Below are 22,098 nucleotides of genomic sequence, written 5' to 3'. Positions count from 1 at the left end.
AACCTTTTTCAGTGTTGAGTCATGGAGCAAGTCGAGCAGGGGCGATGCTGCTCAGCTGTTCTGCCAGGCTGGCACGCGAGAGTTCACCCATGCGCATGGAGCGGAGCTGCCCGTTCGCGTCATAGAAATAGGTGGATGGCAAGCTGCGCTGCTGCCAGTGCCGGCCAGCGAGCTGCTCCGGGTCCAGCAGCACCTGGGCGACGGGCAAGGGCATGGATTGCAGATAGCGCAGCACGGTAGCTGCGTCCTCGCCCTGGTTGATCCAGATGAAACGCACCTCGGGATGGTCTTTTTGCGCCTGGGCCAGTACCGGCATTTCACGCTTGCAGGGCGGGCACCAGCTGGCCCAGAGGTTGACGACCAGAGCCTGGCCCCGATAGCTGCGCAGGTCTGTGGGCTGAGCGCCAGCGCTGACCAGTGTCAGCGCGGGGAGCGGGGGCTGGGGTGGCTCTACCCAGTTGCGCAGTGCGTGGGCGGCTAGGAGGATGACAGCACCCAGGCACAGGGACTGCAGCACGCCCCGTCTCAGCGGTGCTTGCTTGCGAGCGCTCCAGATCGCCCAGAGAGCTGCCGCCAGCAGCCCGGCCCAGAGGTTCCAGCCGCCATCGCGAATATCCAGGATCTGCAACGCGCCGGCGGCAGATGCGCTCACGGACGACCAGTACTCGGGCCACCATTGAACTACATAGGCTGCACGTGCCGCCAGCAGCCCTGCCAGCGTGGCATGCAGCAGAAGGGCCTCCATGGGCTGACCGCCCTGGCGCTGCTTGCGCCTCGCCCACCACTGGCTTGCAAACATGGCCACAAACGTGGCGAGTGCCATGCTGGGAAAGGCAAGAGGGCCGATCAGCACACTGGCCGGCAGTGCCAGTGCCTGCAGTGGGCTGGCTGAAGCAGCTTTGGTATTGACAGGGGCCGGTGCAGTTGCCTGGGCCGTCTTGTCCAGGTCCATCTGAGCGGCCCTGATGCTCTGCTGCTGCACCGGGTAGCAGATGCCGGCCTCGGCGCAACCCTGCCACTGCAATTTCAGCGGCCACTGCTCGGGTCTCTCGGGCAGCGCGGCCCGAACGCGCAGCTCCTGATGAAAGACTTGAACCTTGCCAAAAAAAGCATCGTCCAGCGACTGCCCCCGAGGAATCTGCAGCGGCAGCGCCTGGCCCAGCGCATCGCGCAGGCGCAGCTGCTCGCGGTAGAGGTAATGGCCGGGGGCAATAGTCCAGTGCAGTTCCAGCAGTCGGCGGCCATTGGCCTCTGTCCTGATAGTGCTTTGCTCTGGTGGCATCAGTGCAAAAGCCTGTTCCGCACCCAGAATCAAGGATTGCGCAGCGGATTTGCCAGCGCTCAGGCTGGGCGCGCTCAGCGGCTGTGACCACGCGGCCGAGCCAGTCAGCAGCAGGACTGAAAGCAGAGCTTGGACTGCGATGAAGCGAAGAAACATGAGCGAGCGGGTGCGGGCGTTGCTGGGTGGGGCTGGCCGTGATCCTGAGTGCAAGGGATTAAGCAGGGGTTAACGCTGCGAAAAGACAAATCTGCGATGCTCGCCCGATTCGGATAAACAAGACGCGCAACACTTGCCCAGTCGCTGGAAACAGTGGTCGGGGCGGCGGTTGCGCAATGAAAAAATGCATGTGCTGTTAGTGGAAGATAACGCTTTGGTCGCCAGCGGGGTGAAGGCGGGCCTGCAGCTACAGGGCTTTGGTGTGGACGTGGTGGGTTGCGCCAGCCAGGCCGATGCGGCGCTCAAATCCTCCCACTTTGACGTGTGTGTGCTCGATCTGGGTCTGCCTGATGAGGATGGTCTGCATCTGCTGGCGCGCTGGCGCAGCCAGGGGCTGGCGCTGCCTGTGCTGGTGTTGACCGCACGCGATGCAGTGGGTCAACGTATCGAAGGCTTGCAGACCGGGGCCGACGACTATCTGGTCAAGCCTTTCGATCTGCACGAGCTGGCGGCGCGACTGCATGCGTTGCTGCGCCGTGCTGCGGGACGTACCGTGGACTGGATCATGTTGGGCGATGTCAAGGTGGATCTGGCTGCCGGCCAGGCCATGCGCGAGGGCTGTGCCGTGGATTTGTCGCGCCGGGAGTGGGCGCTGCTGCGTGCGCTGCTGCAGTCTCCGGGGCGCGTGCTGAGTCTGGAGCAACTGCGCGACAGCCTCTATGGCTACAGCCTCGATGTGGAGAGCAATGCCGTGAACGTGCATGTGCATCACCTGCGCCGCAAGCTGGGCTCGGACATGGTGGAGACCGTGCGTGGCGTGGGCTTCAGGTTGGGGCGTGTGCAAGGGGGCGGGCGCTGATGCGCAGTCTGCGCGTGCGCCTGCTGGTCTGGCTGTGTCTGGCGCTGTGCACGCTATGGGGTGGCGTGGCCGCCTGGATGTTTGCCGACATGCGACAGGAGCTGCGCTCGGTGCTGGACGACCGGCTGATCGCCTCGGCCCGCATGGTGGCGGGCATCGTCCATCAGTTCAAACCCCATAACGCCAGTCCTGAGGACTGGGGCCCCATGCTCAATGTGGTGGCACGCGATGGCGTGGCCTGCGAGGTCAGCATGATTCGCAGTGAGGTGCAGACCGCCCCCGCGCCAGGTGGCATGGATGCCGCCGCTGATGCAGTGACCGGTGTGGAAGAGGGCAATGCGGGTGCACGTCCGGCCCTGATTCCTGCATCTCCGCTGGATGTGCCGCGTGTCAGGGCTGCAAAGACTGCCAGTGCCGACCCTGGCGGGACTGCCGAATCCGGCCATGGGGTCGAACCCGGCGATTCTCAGGTATTGGCCCGCACCGCTGGCGCACCCAGCTTCCAGGGGCCGCTGCTGCTGGGGTTCTCGAGCATCACCAAAGGCGGAAAGCCCTGGCGTACCTATGTGCTCGAGGAGCATGGCGTGCGCATTGCCACGGCCGACCGCATCGATGTGCGCGAGGGCCTGATTCATGGCTTTGCCTACACCATCATCCTGCCCTTTGTGCTGGCACTGCTGGCCAGCATGGTGCTGATGTGGTGGGGCGTGACGCGCGGCCTGCGGCCGCTGGAGTCGCTGCGCCAGGAGTTGAGCCAGCGTCCGCCCGGTGACGACTCTCCTGTGGCACAAGGCCGGCAGGTCAGGGAGCTGGCGCCGCTGGTGCAGACCATCAATCACCTGCTGCAGCGCGTGCACCGAGCCATCGAGCGCGAGCGCCGCTGGAGCGACGATGCCGCCCATGAGCTGCGCACTCCGCTGACAGCCGTCAAAACCCATGTGCAGGTGGCGCAGATGGCGGTGGCCCATGCGGGCGAACAGATGGTGGCGTTGACGGAACAGTCGCCTGCCGGAAACCCAGGGATTGCTTCCAGGCCTGTTTCGCAGACCACGCAGTGGCAGATGACCCGGCAGGCCCTGGAGCAGGCGGGACAGGGGGTGGAGCATTTGCAGCACACGCTGGAGCAATTGCTGCTGCTGGCCAGGCTGGATTGCCAGCCGGCAGCTGAGGAAGACTGTGGCTTCCGAAGCGAGCCGGCCTGTGCCTGGGAGGCTCTGGAAAAGGCCCGGGAGCTGACTGCTACGGCCATTCCCTTGGGATCGCAGCGCTTGCGCTGGTCGCCAGATCAGGACTTGGGGGATGCCCGGCTGCAGGCTTTGCGCGTGGCCCTGCCTCAGCCCCTGCTGGTGTCGGCATTGCGCAATCTGATGGAGAACGCCTTGCACTATGGGCAGCCGGCAGACGCAGGGCCTGGCGAATCTTCAGTGCTGCTTGGTCTGCGTCATGTTTCGCAGCCGGTGCAGCCTGATGCCGACAAGCTGCAGGCAACGCCTGCCAATCCCTGCGGTTATCTGGAGTTCACGGTAATCGATCATGGCCCCGGGCTGAGCAGCGAGGATTGTGCCGTGGCGACCCAGCGCTTCTGGCGCAAGCAGCATCAGGCACATGGCAGCGGCCTGGGGCTGGCGATCGTGCAGCGCATCGCGCAGAGCGGCGGCGGTGAGCTGGAATTGCTGCCCCTGGCGCAATGGCGGCAGCAGAACGGCCAGGCGGAGCCTGCGGCGACGGGGCTGGTGGCGCGTTTATGCCTGCCGGTCAGGCCCCGTGCGGCATTGCCCGATTAGCCGGGTCCTGCAGCGGCAGCCAATTGCCAGCGGCATTAATTGGCTCTTAATCTTCCCTCGGTATCTTAGTGCCATGTGCTTGCTGCCATGGCTTGCCTCGGCCGTGACTGCCCAGCTCAGACGTAGGCGTCAGGCACAGGCCTGATGCGCGGCAGATCTGCGCCGCTCAAACCTCCATTCCCAAGATGAATCGCTTGAACACAAAGACTCTGCCCCGGTCGTGGGTAGCTGTCGGCATTTCCATGCTGATGGCGACCAGCGCCTGGGCACAAGAACCTGCTGCCGGCAAGGCCGCATTGAACGGCAACGCTGCTGCCGGGGCCAGGATTGCCCAGTCCGGCTCGGCGGGCGGTGCGGCTGCCTGTGCCAGCTGCCATGGTGCCAAGGGTGAGGGCCAGGCCGGCTTTCCTGCCCTGGCGGGCCAGCGTGCTGGCTACCTGGAGCGTCAGCTGAACCAGCTGGCGGCTGGCGCCCGTCAATCCATTGTCATGGCTCCCATGGCCAAGGCCATGAGCGCGCAGGAGCGCGCCGATGTGGCCGCCTATTACGCGAGCTTGCCATTGCCCATCAAGAGCGTGCGCGGTGCCTTGCCCGGCAAGAGCGACGATGGTGGCGCCTGGCTGGTCGAGCGCGGCCGCTGGGCCGACGGCATTCCTGCCTGTGCGCAGTGCCATGGCCCTGGCGGCGTGGGCGTGGGCAATGATTTTCCGGCCATCGGCCATCTGACGGCCGACTATATGCAAAGCCAGATCGACGCCTGGAACAAGGGACAGCGCGAAGCCGGCCCTCTGGGTCTGATGGGCGCAGTGGCCAAGAAGCTCACGGCTGAGGACATCAAGGCCGTGGCTGCGTATTACCAGCGCCTGCATGCCCCCGCTGCCTCTGCAGCGGCCACCAAGCCTTAAGTGTTCGGGAGTTGACTATGTCGGACCAACAACAAACAGCTTCCCAAAGCTCCAATTTCGCTGAGTACGCCGTGGTGGCCTGCCTGTTTGCAGGTCTGGGCGGCGCGCTCTGGTATGGCATGAGCATCAGCCGCCCCCAAAAGGCCGAAGAGCCCGTCAAGGTGGCAGCGCCTGCGGCAGAAACCACGGCCGTGGTCGTGGCTGCCAAGCCTGACGAATTCACACCTCCAGGTGTGAGTGATTACCCGGAAGGCCCCATGGGCGAGTGGGTACGCCGCGGCGAAGCCATCTTCACGCGCACGCCGACCAATGCCGTGGGCTTCTCGGGCAACCCGCTAAGTTGCACCAACTGCCACCTCGACGCGGGTCGTTTGAAGGGTGCTGCTCCCATGTGGGGGGCTTATCCCATGTATCCGGCCTATCGCAAGAAGACCGACCATGTGGACACGTTTGCCGAGCGCGTGCGCGGCTGCTTCATGTACTCCATGAACGGCAAGGCGCCGGATGACGGTCACGATGTTCTGGTGGCTCTGGAGTCCTACGCTTACTGGATGGCCCAGAAGGCACCCACGGGCGAGAAGTTGCCCGGTGCTGGCTTCAAGAAGGCGGGCCAGCCCGAAACGACACCCACTTACGAAGCCGGTGCCAAGGTGTATGAAGCCAAGTGTGCGCTATGCCATGCTGCGGACGGCAAGGGGCAGTTTGTCGGCGATGTGGCCGTGTTCCCGCCGCTGTGGGGCAAGGACTCCTATAACTGGGGGGCCGGCATGCACGATATAGACAAGGCGGCGAACTTCATAAAGAACAACATGCCGTACGGCAATGCGACCCTGAGCGATCAGGAGGCCTGGGATGTGGCCACCTTCATCAACAGCCAGGAGCGTGGCCAGGACCCGCGCTTCAACGGCAATCTGCAGGCCACGGCCGAAAAGCACCATGGAAAGTACTCCATGTATGGCAAGGAAGTGAACGGCAAGCTGCTCAAGGGTCTGTAAATGGATGCTTGATAGGGTCTGCTGGATGCATGACCGGGGCCAGTCCTGTAGCAGGGACTGGCCTTCTTTTTTTGATGATCCTGGTGACGAGAATCCGCGCCCCGCCAGGTCTTCACCGAATCATCAGCGCCGCGCTCGGTCTCGGTCACGAACCTGTGAAGTGGCCGGGTAAAGTAAAAATCTGAATGAAATTGCGCTCAAGCGAAGACCCATAAAGCGCTGATAGCTCACTTTTTGAGAGTCGCAAAAAAGCCCGGTGAACCGGGCTTTGGCATGGGAGAAACCTCAAAGATCAGGCCATGAACAGATAGTGGTCCACGAGCAGGGCGAGAAACAGCAGGCTCAGGTGAAGCAGCGAAAACCTGAAGGTGCGGCGCGACAGCTCGTCCGAGTAATTGCGGTACAGAGCCACGGCATAGACGATAAAGCCGGCGCCCAGCACGACAGCCGCAAACAGATACAGCCAACTGCTCATGCCGTACATAAAGGGCAGCAGACCGGCCGCAAACAGCACCACGGTGTAGAGCAGAATCTGCAGGCGCGTGTATTCGCTGCCATGGGTCACGGGCAGCATGGGCAGGCCGGACTGGCGGTAGTCCTCGACACGATACAGGGCCAGTGCCCAGAAGTGGGGAGGGGTCCAGAGGAAGATGATGAGAAACAGAATCAATGCCTCGGGGCCGACATTGCCCGTCATGGCGGCCCAGCCCAGCACGGGGGGCATGGCGCCAGAGGCTCCGCCGATAACGATGTTTTGTGGCGTGGCGGGCTTGAGCACCACGGTGTAGATCACCGCATAGCCGACAAAGGTGGCCAGCGTCAGCCACATGGTCAGCGCATTGGTCCAGAGCAGCAAAATCGTGGCCCCGATCATGCAGAGAATGGCCGAGAAGGCCAGTGCCTGTTGACTGGAGAGTTCGCCGCGTGCCGTGGGGCGCCAGGAGGTGCGCTTCATCTTGGCATCGATATGACGCTCCACCAGGCAATTGAAGGCAGCAGCGGCAGCTGCTACCAGCCAGATGCCGACGCAGGCAACACCCATATGGATCCACTGATTGGCCGTGGGCCATCCGGGAACGGCCAGCACCATCCCGATCAGGGCGCAGAACACGATGAGCTGCACCACGCGCGGCTTGGTCAGCGCATAGAACTGGCTGATTCGCGAGGTGTTGTTCAACAAGGCTTCACTTTGACTCATGCAATCACTCTTTTACGCTATGCCTCAGGCTGGGCGGCGCGCCATTTCAGGGGTGGGGTCGGCGACGGTATTTGCGCGCGTCACGGCCAGACTCCAGACCACTATTGTCACCAGGGCCGCAGCTCCACCGGTGTGAAGCACGGCCGCAACCAGGGGCCAGTCCAACACCACGTTGGACAGACCCGTCAAAACTTGCAGCACTGCAAAGAATCCCAGCAGCCGTCGCTGCTTGGCCAACGCAGGAGCATGGCGCAATGCCCACCACAGACCGGCCAGTGCCAGAACCACCACATATGCCGCCAGACGGTGGGTGTAGTGAATGGCGGTCAGCGCTTCGAAGCTGATGTTGCTTCCGTCCTTGAGCATGCCCAGAGGGCGCCAGATCTGCAGCGCTTCGGCAAAATTCATGGTCGGCCACCAACTGCCCTGACAGCCAGGGAAGGTCGTGCAAGCCAGGACGGCGTAATTGGTGCTGACCCAGCCGCCCAAGCTGACCTGGACGACGAGCAGCGCCAGACAAAGCCATAGCGCAATGCGCAAGCGTCTGGCGATCAGGGCCGGAGACATACCGGCTTGCTGCAGGCTCAGGCCCGAAGCAGGAATGGCCAGCAATGCCAGCAAGCCGGTACCGCCCAGCAAGTGCAGCGTGACGATGGCCGGAAACAGCTTCATGGTGACCGTCAGCGCGCCAAAAGCACCCTGGATGCAGACCCATACCAGTGCCAGAGTCGGCCACCAGGGGTTGGCAGCGCCACTGAATGATATTTGCCGACCTGCTCGCCTGGAGGCGCTTGCCTGCTTCCAGCTCATGACCGTCATCGCAATGATGAGCACACCGACCGTGGTCGCCAGATAGCGGTGAATCATTTCCACCCAGGCCTTGCCATGGGTGACCGGGCCGGTCGGCATGGCAGCCTGCGCTTCTGAGATCTGGGCATGTGCCGCGATGGGGCTGGCCGTGCCATAGCAGCCAGGCCAGTCCGGGCAACCCAGGCCCGAGTCCGTCAGACGGGTGAAGGCGCCGAACAGAACCAGGTCGAAGGTCAGAAACAGCGTCAGCACGCATAGCGCCTGGAGGCGCCTGCCGGAGCCGGTGCCGCGATTGCGCCACCAGACCCAGCACAAAGGTCCCAGAGCCAGGACCAGGCCAAAAGCCATCAGCTCCAGTGCAGGAGCCAGGTCATATAGCTGCTGCTCTGTCATGCCATTGCTCCGGGGGCCATCTTCCGGCGCTTGGACGCCTGCACTTCAGGCAAGGCGGGGCGGTCGGCGGTCAGGGCAAAATCGCAAAAGCAAAGCGGCATGGTTCAGCAGGGGCGGCCAGTGCTTGGCCTGTATTTACAGAAATTCTTGAAGATCTTGGTCAAGCGCAGAACGAGAGAAAACCTGACTGTACGTAGCGAGCCTTGTGCGCTCCAGGGTCAGGACTTCGCTCGACGCTTGGAGCCGCAGTTGAATGCAGGCTCTTTGATCCCGCACAATTTTACCCCTGTGATTTGAGGCTAGGCAGCCGTGACCTGAGTGCCCCTAACAAAGTGGAAGAAAGACTTGCCTTCCAGACCCGCTTTCGGGGATGCCAAGAGGTAAAGATTGTGTCGATGCTCTGACTATGGACGAAGGCCTGAGGCCAAGCCTGCTGTCGGGGACCGAGAGGAGCTAAGGCATGCAAGGCCAGCCGGTGCAGCAAGCCTGGCTGGTATCTGTGGTCTTTAAGGTCACAAAGCTGGAGGGTAATGGCCAGCCAGATGCGCTGTGACCTGAAACTCGGCGGTGTGCCTGCTCCCGGCCAAACGCGATCTGCGGCAGGCAGGGAAGCGACACAAGCATCTGGGCGCTCGGGCTAGGTTTCCGATCCGAGGCAGGCTGTGACCGCCCCAAGGTGGCCGCCGCCCACTCCTGATGCCAGCTCTAGATCATTTGTCCAACATCGATACGATTGCCATCAGGGTCTTCAAACACGAATGCCCGCAGACCATAGTCCTTGTCCTGAAGGCTCTTGATGATTCTCAAGCCGTATTGACTGCAGATTGTGTGCAGCGCATCAACGTTGTCGACCAGGAGATGCGCCACATTGAATTTCACGGCTTTGTGGCTGGGCTGCAGGCTCAGGTGCAGCTCGCCGTGATGCCGCTTCAGGATCATGAACCCGACGGGGTTCCCGTTTTCGAAGACTTTTGTGAACCCGAGAATCTTGGTGTAGAAGTCACAGGCTCTGGCCATGTCCTTCATCGGAATCGTCGCGGCGATTCGGCCGAACTGGACACCGTGATCGGTGGTATTGCTCATTAGATGGTCTCTGCTTGCAAGGCGCGATCAGCTTACAGGCGGTGCTGAATGGCTAATGCGCTTGCGGTTGAGGTCAGCAGGACGGTGCCCACGCGAGGCAGTGTAGCTCAGGGGGCCCTGTGACGGGGCATCAATCCACCGCCGCGATCAGGTCGATTTCCACCGGAGCATTCTTGGGAAGTTGATAGACCCCCACGGATGTTCGCGTATGAATGCCGGCGTCGCCCAGCACGGAATACAGCAGCTCGGACGCGCCGTCCGCCACTTCACTTTGCTGGCTGAAGTCCTCTGAGCATTTGACAAACACGGTGATGCGCAGAATGCGTGAAACCCTGTCCAGAGATCCCAGCTCTTGCCGCAGCAATGCCAGTGCACGCATGGTGCAAATCTTTGCGGCATACCGTGCTTGCTCGACCGAAACTTCAGCGCCGACTCTGCCTGTGACGACCACGCTGTCACCGACTCGAGGGATCTGGCCGCTGACAAATAGCTGCCTGTCGTGGCGGACCACGGAGACATAGCTTCCGCCGATCTTTATCTCGCCGGAAAAGCTCAGGGAAAGAGCCGCTTCCATTGCGGCAAACCTGGAATCTCGTGATTCGGACATGATGTTCTGCTTTCATTGCTGACAGTGAAACTGAGGCCCGCCTGGGCTCAAGTGCTAATAGGCCAAGCGGACTAACCGGACGCAGCCTCCGCACGAGGGGCGAGATGCCAAGTTTGCATTGGCTGAGTTCAGTGCTTGTGCTGTGACGGACTTACCTGTCATACAACGGCCGATAAGACTTCTATATTGCAGAGCTTCTACAGCCATGGATCTACTGAATATATGCTCATAGCCATCGTCATTTCTTAGGTATAGATGCTATGAAGATCAGTGCTCGCAATGTCTTGCAAGGCAAAGTCATCTCGATTGTCACAGGCCCGGTCAGCACGGAGTTGACATTGGAAATTGCTCCTGGTGTCAGGGTCACATCCTCCATCACCTCGACTTCAGCCCAGTCGCTGGGGCTGAAGGAGGGCGACAATGCCTATGCGGTTATCAAGGCGTCGTCGGTGATGGTCGCCGTTGATTGATCGGTCCAGGCTCCGATAGGAGCCTTTCCTGTTATTTGGTCGTGGAAGCGTTCTGGCAATAGGGCGCGCGTTCTGAGCGAACCCAGCCTGTCGTAGCCAATACCTCCCAGCTGATCAGATTTCCAGGAATAGCTCTGCCAGGGTTGAGCGCAGCCATCGGTTTGCCGGATCCTGCTGATAGCGTTCATGCCAATGCTGCTTGATGGCGAACTCTGAAAGCCTGTATGGTGACGCGATTGCCTTGACCTGGGCGATCTTTACCAGTGTCTGCGCAATTCGATGCGGAACCGTAGCGATGAGGTCCGTATGAGCCAGCAGGTTGCCAACCCCCGGGAGTGTGGGCAGAGACAGCGCAACATTGCGCTGCGCCCCTTGGCGCTTCAACTCCTGCTCGACAATCTCGTTACCAGTTCCAGGAGCCGTGATGATCACATGGCGCTCCTTTTTGAACCGAGCCGTCGTCAGGTTCTTATCGATTCGAGGATGCGATTTGCGCACGACGCATGCAAACCCATCCCTGAACAGTTTCTGCTGGTAGAAGCCGGCATCGAGTTCCGGCATATAGCCTATCGCCAAGTCTGCATCGCCTGCCTCCAGCAATCTGGCTGTGTCGGTCGTGATGCGCAGTACTTCGACTCTCACCTTGGGTGCGATATTTCCCAGCTTGTTCATCAATGCAGGCAGGAATTCCAGGTGACTGATATCGGTCATCGCGAGCCGGAACGCTCTGCTGGACGAGGCTGGATCGAATTCAGCTTGCTGCCTTGTCGCTGATTGCAGCAGTTCCAAAGCCTGTCGCAGCTGAGGAACCAGTGCGGCTGCACGCGGGGTGGGAAGCATCCCCTCACTGGTGCGGACAAAGAGCTGGTCATTGAAAGCTCGCCGCAATCTGCCGAGTGCCAGGCTGACCGAGGTCTGAGCCAGACCCAGGTTCTCTCCTGCCCGGCTCACGCTCCGCGTTTTGTAGATCTCGTCGAAGACCGAGAGAAGCTTCATATCCATTATTCGATTTTCCGCTAGGAGATATTGCTCATTATCAATCGACGCAATGATGCTGCTTGCCTAGAGTTCGAACCTGGCGATGAGGAACTCGCCCCGAATACCTAAGAACCTGGAGACATTTTTGTGAAATCGCGCTTGCTTCTATCCCTTTTTTTCACCTGCATTTCCATCACGGGTGGCCATGCTTACTCACAGGAATGGCCCAAAGTTCCTGTCAAAGTCCTTGTGCCCTTCGATGCTGGCTCGACCCCTGATCTGGCGGCCCGCGTCATCGGCGATAGATTGGCCAGCAGGCTGCATCAAGCTTTTGTAGTGGAGAACAGGAGTGGGGCCGCCGGCAACATCGGCACCGACATGGTGGCCAAGGCCGAAGGGGATGGACGCACCATCGGTGTCAGCATTGCCGGACCTCTTGGCGTCAACGCGCTTCTGTTTCGAAAGATGCCTTACGACACGTCCAGGGATATCGGGCTGGTGAGCATTGCCGTGTCCCAGCCTTCCGTGCTGGTCGTCGGATCCAGGCTGTCCACGACAGATGCCAAGCAACTGTCGGCTCTGATGAGGGACAAATCCAAGCTCAGCTTTGCGTCGATTGGTGCCGGTTCCATCTCGCATCTGGCAATGGCTGCACTGGTAGCTCAGGCGGGCGGCGATGCAGTGCATGTTCCATATCGCGGATCGGGTGGTGCGGTGACCGCTCTTTTATCGGGTGAGGTGGACATGGCCTTGCTACCTGCCGCAGCCGTGATGCCGCATGTGAAAGCCGGCAAGCTGCGAGCCCTGGCCGTGGCTTCCCCAAGCAGATCGCCATCACTTCCCGACCTGCCAACTCTGGCTGAGAGCGGTCTTCCTGACATCAAGGGAGATGCCTGGATCGGTTTCATCGTGCCCGCGAAAACGCCTGCGGCCATTGTCGATGCGCTGCGTGACCAGATTGCGCAAGTCCTTGCCGAGCCTGCCGTGAAAGACAAGCTGCGTATGCAGTACATGGATCCGGTGGGGAATTCTCCCGAGGAATTCCGCAGATTGCTGGCTGCGGATGTGGCGCGGTGGAAGCCTGTCGTCGAACGCAACAAGATCACATTGGACTGAAGCAAGAAGCCATGACATCCTCGCAAAAATCCCTTCTGGAGCCTGCTCGTTATCTACCGGTTCAAGGTGAATACGATGTGGTCGTCATCGGTGGCGGTCCGGCCGGACTGGCGGCTGCCGCCAGCGCTTCTCGGCTTGGGGCGCGAACCCTTCTTGTGGAGTCCTACGGTTTCCTGGGAGGTATGGGCACCGCCGGCGGCGTGACCAACTTCGCAGGGCTATATGGCCGTCATCAAGGGGAAATGCGCCAACTGGTGCATGGCGTTGTGGACGATCTGCTTTCACGACTGCAGGCAATGGGTGGGCTGAACAAGCCTCAGGATGGGATGCAGGGCAGGATTCGCGTCCGCTCCTATGACACCTCCATCTACAAATGCGTAGCGGACCAGTGGATGCTGTCTTGCGGCGTGCATTTGCTGTTCCACACCAGGGCCTCATCTGTGCTGATGGATGACTCACGCATTCATGCTTTGGTCATCGAGACCAAATCAGGACGTCAGGCAGTCCGGGCGAATATGTTCATCGACTGTTCGGGCGACGCAGACATCGCTGCCCTGGCCGGCGTTCCCTATGAGGTGGGCGACGGGCATGGCAGCGGTCTTTTCCCATCCACGATGTTCCGCATTGGCCATGTCGACGCATCGCAGGCCCTGCCGGCGGTTGGCGATTTCAAGGCAATCAATGACTTCATGGAGCGTTCTCGGCTCCGCGATCCTGGTCGCTACAACTTCCCTCGCGAAGGCGCTATTCTTCGACCGCAGATCCATCCGTCGGAGTGGCGTGCCAATGTCACCCAGATTGCGAATTCGAGCGGTCAGGCCATGAATGCCGTGGATGCGCAGGAGCTGAGTGCAGGAGAAGTCGAGGGACGGCGTCAGATCGTCGAGTACTTCCGCTTTTTACAGGAGCAGGTGCCGGGGTTTGCCGACTCGAGAATCGTGGAGATCGCCCCTCAGGTCGGCATTCGTGAGACGCGTCGAATCCAGGGACTCTATGCGCTGACTGGCGATGACATCCTGAATTCGGCCCGCTTTGATGACAGCATTGGCATCAACGCGTGGCCAATGGAGCTGCATCGTGCCGGAGGCATCACATGGGGGTTTCCCTCGGATCCCGAGCGGGGCTATAACGATCTGTCCTGGAGAATGCTGGTGCCGCAGACGGTTGAGAACCTGCTTGTTGCAGGACGTTGTGCTTCCATGACCCACGAGGGGCAGTCTGCAGCTCGAGCAAGTGGAGGATGTTTTGTGATGGGGCAGGCCGCAGGCACTGCGGCAGCGATGGCGGGCAGCGTTGCTGTTCAAGGGATAGACCCAAAGCGTTTGCAGCGGGCCTTGCGTGAAAGCGGCTGCATGCTTGAGCCATGAGCGCGCATCTTTGATCATTGGAGCCGGCGGTCCGACAGCAGGCAGTCGTCGTGTCGCGGATGGTGCTTGCTTCAAAAACATGGCGGCTTGATGATTTGGAATCATCAAGCACTGGCGTGGCTATGCCTGAGGTTCAAACCCTTGGGCCGAACATCGGCCTGAATGGAGCATGATCATGAGCACCCGGAGCAAGGCCGCTATTGCGGCAGACTTCCTGACCTTGTGCGCAACAGGACAGGTTAGAACGGCCTACGACCTGTACGTGTCGGAGAGTTTCCACCATCACAACGCGTACTTCCCTGCTGACCGGGAGTCCTTGCTGCTTGGGATGGAGCAAAGCGCCGAATCCGAACCCAACAAGTCGTTCATGATCAAACAAGCCATTGAATCTGACGATCGGGTAGCGGTCTATTCTCATTTGCGGCGCGAAAGAGTCGATATGGATATTGCGATCGTGCATATCCTGCGATTCGAAAATGGCAAGATCGTCGAAATGTGGGATATAGGACAGCAGGTGCCCAAGGACTCACCCAATAAATTGGGCATGTTCTAGGCGCTGCAGACTAGCTGTTTGGTCAATCCAAGCCTGCCTGGTGGTGTCGGCTTGGCTTAGATATCGAGCGATTGCATATTTTTTGACTTGGCCGGTCATTGGTTGCAAACATCGGCTGCACTCGATTTTGCTCACTTTTAAAGGACCTGGTGTTGGCAGCTGCTACGACTAATAGGTCGTCCAGGCAAGTGCATTCAGTGGGCAATTTGTTTATGTACGCCATGCAGCATCTGAGAAGTGACCGATCGGGCCCGTCACTGATAAGCTGTAGTAGTTCGGTATGCACTGTGCAGAATATCCCGCATTAGCCCATGTATTGAGCCCTGCATATTTCAGCGGAGGCCTGGTTTTCCAGAACCGATAGTCGCTGAGGTTTTTTCTCTTCTCAAGCAATTTCCTCAAGAGCTTGAACAAATGTGCGTTGAGATGCTTTTATCGCATATCAAATCGCAGTCGGTGCATTACTGGTAAATGTAGAGCGTCATCACCAATGACATCCATGAAAGGCAAGACCATGAATCGTGCAGAGTTCCACACCCGTAGTCAGTCCCAGGCTTCCGTTCGCGTAGAGGCGAATGTCGGAGAGAGCTTTTGGCGTAAAAGCGCGAAAGATACCTTGCCCCCGCCGGACATGGTCGGTCCGTATATGCGCAATCGTCCGGTACCGGCAAGGCAGGCGTCGGACCGCAAGGCGTGGATCATCGGCAGCGGCATTGCAGGATTGGCCGCTGCCTTCTATCTGATTCGCGACGGAGGAATGAAGGGGGAGGACATCACCATTCTTGACAGTCTGCACATTGCCGGTGGTTCGCTCGACGGCGCGGGCAATCCCGAGGATGGCTACATCGTGCGCGGTGGCCGCGAGATGAACTGGAACTACGACAATTTCTGGGATCTGTTCCAGGATGTCCCGGCATTGGAGCTGCCTGAAGGCTACAGCGTGCTCGATGAATACCGCTGGATCAACGACAACGATCCCAATTGGTCCAAGGCCAGGCTGATGCACAAGCAAGGGCAGATCCGTGATTTCGCTACGCTGGGTCTGAACAAGTCGCACCAGTGGGAGATCGTCAAGCTGCTGCTCAAGCGCAAGGAGGACCTGAACGACATCACGATCGAGGAGTATTTCAGCAAGAGCTTTCTCGAGACCAACTTCTGGTATCTGTGGCGTTCGATGTTCGCCTTCGAGAACTGGCAAAGCCTGCTGGAGATGAAGTTGTACATGCATCGCTTCCTCGATGCCATCGACGGCCTTACCGACATGTCGGCCCTGGTGTTCCCTAAGTACAACCAGTACGACAGCTTTGTCGTGCCGCTGGCCCGCATGCTGCAGGAGCGGGGCGTGCGTGTGCAGTTCGACACCCGTGCCCACGAACTGGACATGCGTGAGGAGGAGGGCAGCCGCACCGTGACCGCGATTCGCTGCAAGGTAGCGGGCCGCGAGGAGACTATCACCGTCGGCACCGATGATGTGGTGTTTGCGCTGACCGGCTCAATGACCGAGGGCACGGCCTACGGAAACATGGACACGGTGCCGGTCTTGGCGCGCGGTAACAGCGAGCCGGGCGAGGGCAGCGACTGGACGCTGTGGCAGAACCTGGCGAAGAAATCTCCGGTCTTCGGCAAGCCGGAGAAGTTCTGCGGCGATATTGCCCGCTCGATGTGGGAGTCGGCCACGCTTACCTGCAAGCCTTCCCCCTTGATCGACAAGCTCAAGGAACTGGCGGTCAATGATCCTTACTCGGGCAAGACGGTCACCGGCGGCATCATCACCTTCACGGATTCCAATTGGGTGATGAGCTTTACCTGCAATCGCCAACCGCATTTTCCCGATCAGCCTGACGATGTACTGGTGCTGTGGGTTTATGCGCTGCTGATGGACAAGGAGGGCAACCATATCAAAAAGCCCATGCCCGCCTGTACCGGACGAGAGATCCTGGCCGAGCTGTGCTACCACCTGGGTATCGATGATCAGCTCGATACGGTGGCCGCCAACACCAAGGTGCGCCTGGCTCTGATGCCCTACATCACTGCGCAGTTCATGCCGCGCGCGGCGGGTGACCGGCCTCATGTGGTGCCGCAGGGCTGCACCAATCTGGCCTTGCTGGGCCAGTTCGTGGAGACCAGCAACGATGTGATCTTCACGATGGAGAGTTCGGTGCGCACCGCGCGTATCGGCGTCTACACGCTGCTGGGACTGCCCAAGCAGGTGGCCGATATCAGCCCCACGCAGTACGACATCCGCAATATTCTCAAAGGCGCACGGGCGCTGAACAACAACGAGCCTTTTCCGGGAGAGCGCCTGCTGCACCGGGTTCTGGGCAATAGCTACTACGCCCATATATTGCCGCCGCTGCCTGAAAACGAGGAGACGCTGCGCGAGCGTGCCGAGACGGAGCTTTCTTCGCTGCTGGGCAAGGGCAGCCAGGCACTGGTGGCAGCCTCGGGTTGGCTGGCGCGTTGGAGCGAAGGCCTGCGCGATAAATCCAAATAGCGGCGTTTGCGCATGACGCGACTGCCAGACCTCGGTCTGGTTAAGACCGCCAGAATCCGAGCACACACAAGGCGTGCTCATGATTCTTCCATCTCCATAGTTGGAGCGCATCGAATCTGGCAGGTCATCCTGTCTCTTCTCGATCAGCGTGAGTGAGGCCATCAGCCGTTGTTCGGTTCGTCTCGCCAGCGTCGGCAGTTGTGGCCCAAAGCAGCGACGCATGCTCAATGCCTGCTTTGGGTCGGCCATGACGCGTTTCTAACGCGCGAGCGAGTGCCTCAACCGGGAGGCTACGGAGCTAATTGCTTTCGCAGGGTTGCCAGTATTTCTTCAGAAAGAGCCGGATTGCCTGCTGCTGTTGCGCGAGCGAGAACCAGTGCACCCACCATGCTGCTGAGGGTCACGATAGTCTGGGTGCGCCTGGCTTCGTCTTCACCTTGGAGCACACCCATAAAACGTTGGATGTTGCGTTCGACCCCCAGCGCAAATACCTCTGACATCTCGGGGCCTGCTCTGGCGGCATCTGCGGCCAATGCCGCAGCAGGGCAGCCCTCTCCAGGGTGGTCGCGGTGGGCTGCGGAAAGATAGCCATGCACCAGTGCGCGAAGGCTGTGCGCAGATGCGGCGTCGGCTTCTGAGGACTCCAATCCGTCCAGTGGGGTGATTGTCCACTCGAATGCGCGCAGGCATGCCTCGCGTGCCAGGGCATCTTTGGACTCGAAGTGCCGGTACAGCCCGCCATGTGTCAATCCTGCGTCGCGGGTGATCTCCGCCACGCCCACGCCATCCAGGCCTTTTTCTCGATACAGACGAGCAGCGGCATCCACGATGCCCTCGCGATTCTCGGCTGCCTGTGCTTTGCTCACTTTCATAAATTAGATGATACCCATCATCAAAACTCATTTATGATTGCGATCATCATCAATAGAGTCATGTTCAGTCCCTGCTGAAGACTGAGCAGGACAAGCGAAAGGTGCAGCATGGGTCGTCGGGTGGTTGTTACCGGCTTGGGTCTGGTATCTCCTTTAGGGTGCAATGTTGAACTGGCCTGGCAGAGGCTGCTGGCCGGCCGGTCCGGGGTGAGGACCCTGAGTGCTGGTGCCGCCGAGGGGACAGGCGTCTGCGTGGCTGGGCGTGTACCGGGCCAGCAGGAGGATCCAGAGGCTGGGTGGAATGCCGACGCCATCATTTCAGCGAAAGAGCTACGCCGTATGGATCGCTTCATTGCATTTGCATTGGGCGCAGCTGACCAGGCTCTGGCCCATGCGCGGTGGACTCATCCATCAGCCGAGCAGCGGGAGCGCGCGGCGACCATCATCGGCTCCGGCGTGGGCGGATTCAGCACCATCGCAGAAGCCGTGCGAACCACGGATGGCAAAGGACCCCAGCGCTTGTCACCCTTCACGGTACCCGCTTTCCTGGCCAATCTGGCCGCGGGGCAGGTATCGATCAGGCATCAGCTCATGGGGCCGTTGGGGGCGCCGGTGACGGCTTGTGCTGCCAGTATTCAAGCCATTGGCGATGCGGCACGCTTGATTCGCAATGACGAAGCGGACATGGCGCTCTGTGGTGGTAGCGAAGCCACGATTGACCGGGTTGCGCTAGGCAGCTTTGCTGCGGCAAAGGCCGTGACGACTTTTTGCGGCGGCGATCCCGCGAGGGCTTCCCGACCTTTCGATCAGGCACGGGATGGCTTTGTCATGGCCGAAGGTGCGGGGCTGCTGGTGCTTGAGGCACTGGATCACGCATTGGAGCGCGGCGCCCAACCACTGGCGGAGATCGTGGGCTATGGTACCTCTGCCGATGCCTTCCATGTCACTTCCGGTCCGGAGGATGGAGCGGGCGCTGCTCGGTCGATGCGGGCCGCGCTGCGTCAGGCACAGTTGCAAGCTGCTGATATTCAACATCTGAATGCCCATGCGACCTCTACACCCGTAGGTGACCGAGGCGAGCTGGCTGCCATTCGCCAAGTGTTTGGCACAGACTCCGGCCCTTCGATCACGGCCACCAAATCCGCTCTGGGCCATATGCTGGGAGCGGCCGGCGGAGCTGCTGCGATCTTCACCGTATTGGCCTTGCGCGACCAGATCGCACCACCCGTGCTGAACCTGGAGCATCCAGATCCTATGGCTGCCGGTCTGGATCTGATCGCCGGTAATGCACGTGCCCATGCAATGGAGCATGCCATGCTCAACGGATTTGGCTTCGGCGGTGTCAATGCTTCCTTGATTCTGAAGCGATTTTCGGCCTGAGCAATGTTCGGCCTGAGCAATGGTGCACCGGAGCCTCCACGAGGCCGCAACAGACATGCGGCTTCCGGGCGGTGGTGCAGACTCTCAAGCTGAGCGGCTGCCAATCCGCGAAATGGACAAAGAGCGCCGTGCCTGGAGCGTGGATATTGGGCTTGGGCATTGCGAGAGCGGATGCAAGACCACGTCCGATCGCTGTGGGGTATTCGGGCAGTGGCGTGGAAACCGTGCTGAGTGTGGTTTTGAAAACCGTTGTGCTTGCACCTCTGGAACTGGCCGAATGCAGCCGTCACTGATCAGTGGCGGGCCTGCGGCACCCCGCATCTGCGTTGTGCTGACAAGACTACCTTGTTGCGCCCAGTCATCTTGGCGTTGTAGAGCGCCTCGTCGGCATCACGGATCACCACTGCCATATCTGCATCGGCCCGTTCTGGGCCCCATGTGGCACACCCTATGCTGACCGTGATGTGACCGAAAGCGCTTTCTGTATGTTCAAGGGCAAGCTTGCAGATTGCGAGACGAATATTCTCGGCAATGAATTCTGCGCCGTCCGAAGACGTGTCGGGCAAAACGACAAGGAACTCCTCGCCTCCATAGCGAGCGGCACTATCCCCGGGGCGGCGGATATTGTTGGCAATGCATTTCGCCACAGTCGCTAGAACGGTGTCGCCAGCTTGATGCCCGTAGTTGTCGTTGTAGGCCTTGAAAAAGTCAATATCCACGAATAGCAATGACAGGGCACTTTGGTGCCGTCTGGCTCTTCGCCATTCTTGATCCAGGATTTCATCGAGCTTGCGGCGGTTGCTCAAGCCCGTCAGCCCATCGGTACGCGCCAACATTGCCAGCTCAGCCTCCGCGCGCATTTTGCGCTTGAGCTGTACTCCAAAAGCGCAGGACAGACCGATGAATGCCAATGTGAGCGTCCCCATGACAGAGGCAATGAGCAATGTTCTTTGCCGCCAAACCGCATAAATATCAGAATGCGCCTTTGCCACCATGATGATGAAAGGCAGGTTCGGCAAAGTCTTGAAGAAATACAACCGTCTCGCACCGTCGATATATGACGTATCCGAAAAGCTGCCCTCTGGCGCCGCCATGAACCGCTTGAATGTGCTTGCACTACTGATATTGCGTCCTATGACCTGTGCATCATAGGGCTGCCGCATCACCATGGTCCCGTCCTTTCTGATCAGCGCCAGCGATCCATGTGTGCCTAGCGATAGTTCAGAAAATAGTTTCTGGAAGTACTCCAGCTGAATATCAATCAGGACGATGCCTGCGAAAGATCCGTTCGCATGAGAAATCCTGCGACTCAGAGGAATGCTCATCGAGTCGCCATGTAGCGGTGAAACATAGGGATCACCCACATAGAGACCCAGGTTGGAGCTTTCCTGGTGTGCTTTGAAAAAATCACGATCAGAGAAGCTGTCGTCCACCAGACTCTCTGCACCTGCTTTGAGGGTGACTTTTCCCTCCGCATTGAGCACCAGAATGGATCCCAAATAGGTAGCGCTCGCCGCCTTGTCGAACAAGGCCGCTTTGCGAACATTGGGCGACGCAGCCATCAATTCAGGATCGCTCAGGCCTTCGACCACGGCTTGCAGCGACAGCGCATAGAGCTCGAAGTTTCGAACCAGGTCATGTTCTGCAAGCAGGGCAACATCTCGCGATGTCTCCACGGCATGCTCCATCGCATCCAGGCGGCTTTGATAGAGGACGAAAGTACAGATTGCCGTCATCGATAGCGCAACAATCCCTCCGACCAGCGGCATTGCATAAGAGGCACTAAGAATGAAGTTGCAGTGACCGAAAAATGCCGACCAGCGAAAGTTCTTCATGTTGTTGCTTTAATGGAGCGCATCAATCTCATCCACTCTGTTTCCCTTTGCCAATTATCTGTTGCAAGTAAATTTCAGGTACTGCTCCATATCTCTTAGTTCTGTACCACAAGCATTTCGTGGCCGAGATCGTCATCCATGCGCCCCGGAGTTAAGCTGCTAATGTCAGTACTTCACGATAGCGCTTTCAATGGTGATGCGCCTGCTCTCTTCAGCGAATAGTGAGCTTTTGGCGATTCAGAGTTGATCTGTTCAACGTCGCCGAGCTGCGGCATCGCGCTCGCTCAATTATCAATGCCGGTGTGCAGGTCCTTTCAGTTCCAGCTGATTGCCGTCTGGATCGTGGCAATAGATGGATGGGCCAGTGCCGTCCGCTCCATAGCGCTGCTCGGCTTTCTCGGCCTTGAGACCGTGACTGCTCAAGTGGGCGAGGATGGCTGACTCATCAAATGGTTCTATGCGCAGGCAGAAATGGTCCATATTCCTGCGCGCTGTTGAGGCCGCAGGGCCGCCTTCACGTCCAAGCGGGCCATGGATATCCACCAGATCAATCATGGATGTACCGGCCCGAAGATGAACCATGCCCAGGTCGTCACGACGTCTTGCAAGTGCGCAGCCAAGCACTTCCTGGTAGAAGCGGATGCTTTGCTCCAGGTCACTGACGCGCAGCACGATGTGGTCAATGTGTTGAACGCGGAAAGTGCTCATGGCGATCTCCTGTGCAGACTTGGCAGGGGTAATCATAGGCACTATGAGAACGCTCACTCCAAACCAATGAAGTGGGGGACGGGCAGACCGCACCTCCAAGCATGACATTGAACACTCTGCTCATGGCCGGTAGAAATTGGAGCTGCTTGTGGTCTTGCTGTGACTATTTGATAGTCTCTCGGTCGCGCTCAGTCAAACGGCCGAGCATTGGCTGCCAGTTGCAGCAGGCGAGGCGCGGAAGTCCGTCATCCTC

Annotated in this window: 19 protein-coding genes; 10 read left to right on the top strand and 9 right to left on the bottom strand. The window is 59.6% G+C overall.

Annotated elements, in window-relative coordinates:
• Positions 1-19: 19 nt before the first annotated feature.
• Positions 20-1,438: a prolipoprotein diacylglyceryl transferase family protein gene (locus tag F3J24_RS02335; RefSeq protein ID WP_167002374.1), complete on the bottom strand. Its 1,419-nt coding sequence runs from the start codon at positions 1,436-1,438 to the stop codon at positions 20-22.
• Positions 1,439-1,622: 184 nt separating this feature from the next.
• Between F3J24_RS02335 and F3J24_RS02330 the strand changes: the two genes are divergently transcribed.
• The 4 genes from F3J24_RS02330 (at position 1,623) to F3J24_RS02315 (ending at position 5,981) form a co-directional block, all read left to right on the top strand.
• Positions 1,623-2,297 carry a response regulator gene (locus tag F3J24_RS02330; RefSeq protein ID WP_167002372.1) on the top strand — a complete coding sequence of 225 codons (675 nt, stop codon included), beginning with the start codon at positions 1,623-1,625 and terminating at the stop codon, positions 2,295-2,297.
• A complete protein-coding gene (locus F3J24_RS02325) occupies positions 2,297-4,081 on the top strand; it encodes an ATP-binding protein (RefSeq protein WP_167002370.1) in 1,785 nt (594 codons plus the stop codon). Before F3J24_RS02330 ends, F3J24_RS02325 begins: the two co-directional genes overlap by 1 nt.
• Before the next feature lie 185 nt (positions 4,082-4,266).
• A complete protein-coding gene (locus F3J24_RS02320; RefSeq protein WP_167002368.1) occupies positions 4,267-4,986 on the top strand; it encodes a c-type cytochrome in 720 nt (239 codons plus the stop codon).
• 17 nt (positions 4,987-5,003) lie between these two features.
• On the top strand, positions 5,004-5,981 hold the full coding sequence (locus tag F3J24_RS02315; RefSeq protein WP_167002366.1) for a c-type cytochrome: 978 nt from the start codon (positions 5,004-5,006) through the stop codon (positions 5,979-5,981).
• Between the two features lie 292 nt (positions 5,982-6,273).
• Here F3J24_RS02315 and cyoE read toward each other — a convergent pair whose 3' ends face one another.
• The 4 genes from cyoE to F3J24_RS02295 form a co-directional block, all read right to left on the bottom strand.
• Positions 6,274-7,179 (bottom strand): heme o synthase, encoded by a 906-nt coding sequence (gene cyoE / locus F3J24_RS02310; RefSeq protein ID WP_003054312.1) that lies wholly within the window; start codon positions 7,177-7,179, stop codon positions 6,274-6,276.
• Between the two features lie 24 nt (positions 7,180-7,203).
• Entirely contained in the window at positions 7,204-8,382 is a 1,179-nt protein-coding gene (locus F3J24_RS02305) for a heme A synthase (protein ID WP_167002364.1), read from the bottom strand.
• Between the two features lie 705 nt (positions 8,383-9,087).
• Complete coding sequence (locus F3J24_RS02300; RefSeq protein WP_167002363.1) at positions 9,088-9,465, bottom strand: VOC family protein; 378 nt, start codon at positions 9,463-9,465, stop codon at positions 9,088-9,090.
• Between the two features lie 130 nt (positions 9,466-9,595).
• The gene (locus F3J24_RS02295; RefSeq protein ID WP_167002361.1) at positions 9,596-10,072 is read right to left on the bottom strand and encodes a RidA family protein; all 477 of its coding nucleotides are present in this window, start codon (positions 10,070-10,072) and stop codon (positions 9,596-9,598) included.
• Positions 10,073-10,332: 260 nt separating this feature from the next.
• Between F3J24_RS02295 and F3J24_RS02290 the strand changes: the two genes are divergently transcribed.
• Positions 10,333-10,542, top strand: a complete 210-nt coding sequence (locus F3J24_RS02290; protein ID WP_167002359.1) for a molybdopterin-binding protein — start codon at positions 10,333-10,335, stop codon at positions 10,540-10,542.
• A gap of 114 nt (positions 10,543-10,656) precedes the next feature.
• Here F3J24_RS02290 and F3J24_RS02285 read toward each other — a convergent pair whose 3' ends face one another.
• The gene (locus F3J24_RS02285; RefSeq protein WP_240154214.1) at positions 10,657-11,538 is read right to left on the bottom strand and encodes a LysR family transcriptional regulator; all 882 of its coding nucleotides are present in this window, start codon (positions 11,536-11,538) and stop codon (positions 10,657-10,659) included.
• Positions 11,539-11,769: 231 nt separating this feature from the next.
• Between F3J24_RS02285 and F3J24_RS02280 the strand changes: the two genes are divergently transcribed.
• The 4 genes from F3J24_RS02280 to F3J24_RS02265 all read left to right on the top strand — a co-directional run bounded on the left by F3J24_RS02280 (position 11,770) and on the right by F3J24_RS02265 (position 17,050).
• The gene (locus tag F3J24_RS02280; protein WP_370527704.1) at positions 11,770-12,636 is read left to right on the top strand and encodes a Bug family tripartite tricarboxylate transporter substrate binding protein; all 867 of its coding nucleotides are present in this window, start codon (positions 11,770-11,772) and stop codon (positions 12,634-12,636) included.
• Positions 12,637-12,647: 11 nt separating this feature from the next.
• Complete coding sequence (locus F3J24_RS02275; RefSeq protein WP_167002353.1) at positions 12,648-14,003, top strand: FAD-dependent oxidoreductase; 1,356 nt, start codon at positions 12,648-12,650, stop codon at positions 14,001-14,003.
• A gap of 175 nt (positions 14,004-14,178) precedes the next feature.
• Positions 14,179-14,556, top strand: a complete 378-nt coding sequence (locus F3J24_RS02270) for an ester cyclase (protein ID WP_167002351.1) — start codon at positions 14,179-14,181, stop codon at positions 14,554-14,556.
• A 499-nt stretch (positions 14,557-15,055) separates the two neighbouring features.
• Positions 15,056-17,050 carry an oleate hydratase gene (locus F3J24_RS02265; protein ID WP_240154213.1) on the top strand — a complete coding sequence of 665 codons (1,995 nt, stop codon included), beginning with the start codon at positions 15,056-15,058 and terminating at the stop codon, positions 17,048-17,050.
• A gap of 290 nt (positions 17,051-17,340) precedes the next feature.
• Here F3J24_RS02265 and F3J24_RS02260 read toward each other — a convergent pair whose 3' ends face one another.
• Complete coding sequence (locus tag F3J24_RS02260; RefSeq protein WP_167002349.1) at positions 17,341-17,922, bottom strand: TetR/AcrR family transcriptional regulator; 582 nt, start codon at positions 17,920-17,922, stop codon at positions 17,341-17,343.
• Between the two features lie 108 nt (positions 17,923-18,030).
• On the opposite strand from F3J24_RS02260, the gene fabF reads away from it, so the two are divergent.
• The gene (fabF, locus tag F3J24_RS02255) at positions 18,031-19,302 is read left to right on the top strand and encodes a beta-ketoacyl-ACP synthase II (protein ID WP_167002347.1); all 1,272 of its coding nucleotides are present in this window, start codon (positions 18,031-18,033) and stop codon (positions 19,300-19,302) included.
• Between the two features lie 293 nt (positions 19,303-19,595).
• Here the strand turns inward: fabF and F3J24_RS02250 are convergent, their stop codons facing one another.
• A complete protein-coding gene (locus F3J24_RS02250) occupies positions 19,596-21,137 on the bottom strand; it encodes a diguanylate cyclase (RefSeq protein WP_370527703.1) in 1,542 nt (513 codons plus the stop codon).
• A 291-nt stretch (positions 21,138-21,428) separates the two neighbouring features.
• Positions 21,429-21,845, bottom strand: coding sequence for a VOC family protein (locus F3J24_RS02245; RefSeq protein ID WP_167002341.1), 417 nt, complete (start codon positions 21,843-21,845; stop codon positions 21,429-21,431).
• Positions 21,846-22,098: the final 253 nt, after the last annotated feature.

Source organism: Comamonas sp. Tr-654 (genome assembly GCF_011752915.1).
GTDB lineage: Bacteria > Pseudomonadota > Gammaproteobacteria > Burkholderiales > Burkholderiaceae_C > Comamonas.
The sequence above is the reverse complement of the archived record's forward strand: the minus strand, read 5'-3'. Positions and strand labels throughout refer to the sequence as shown.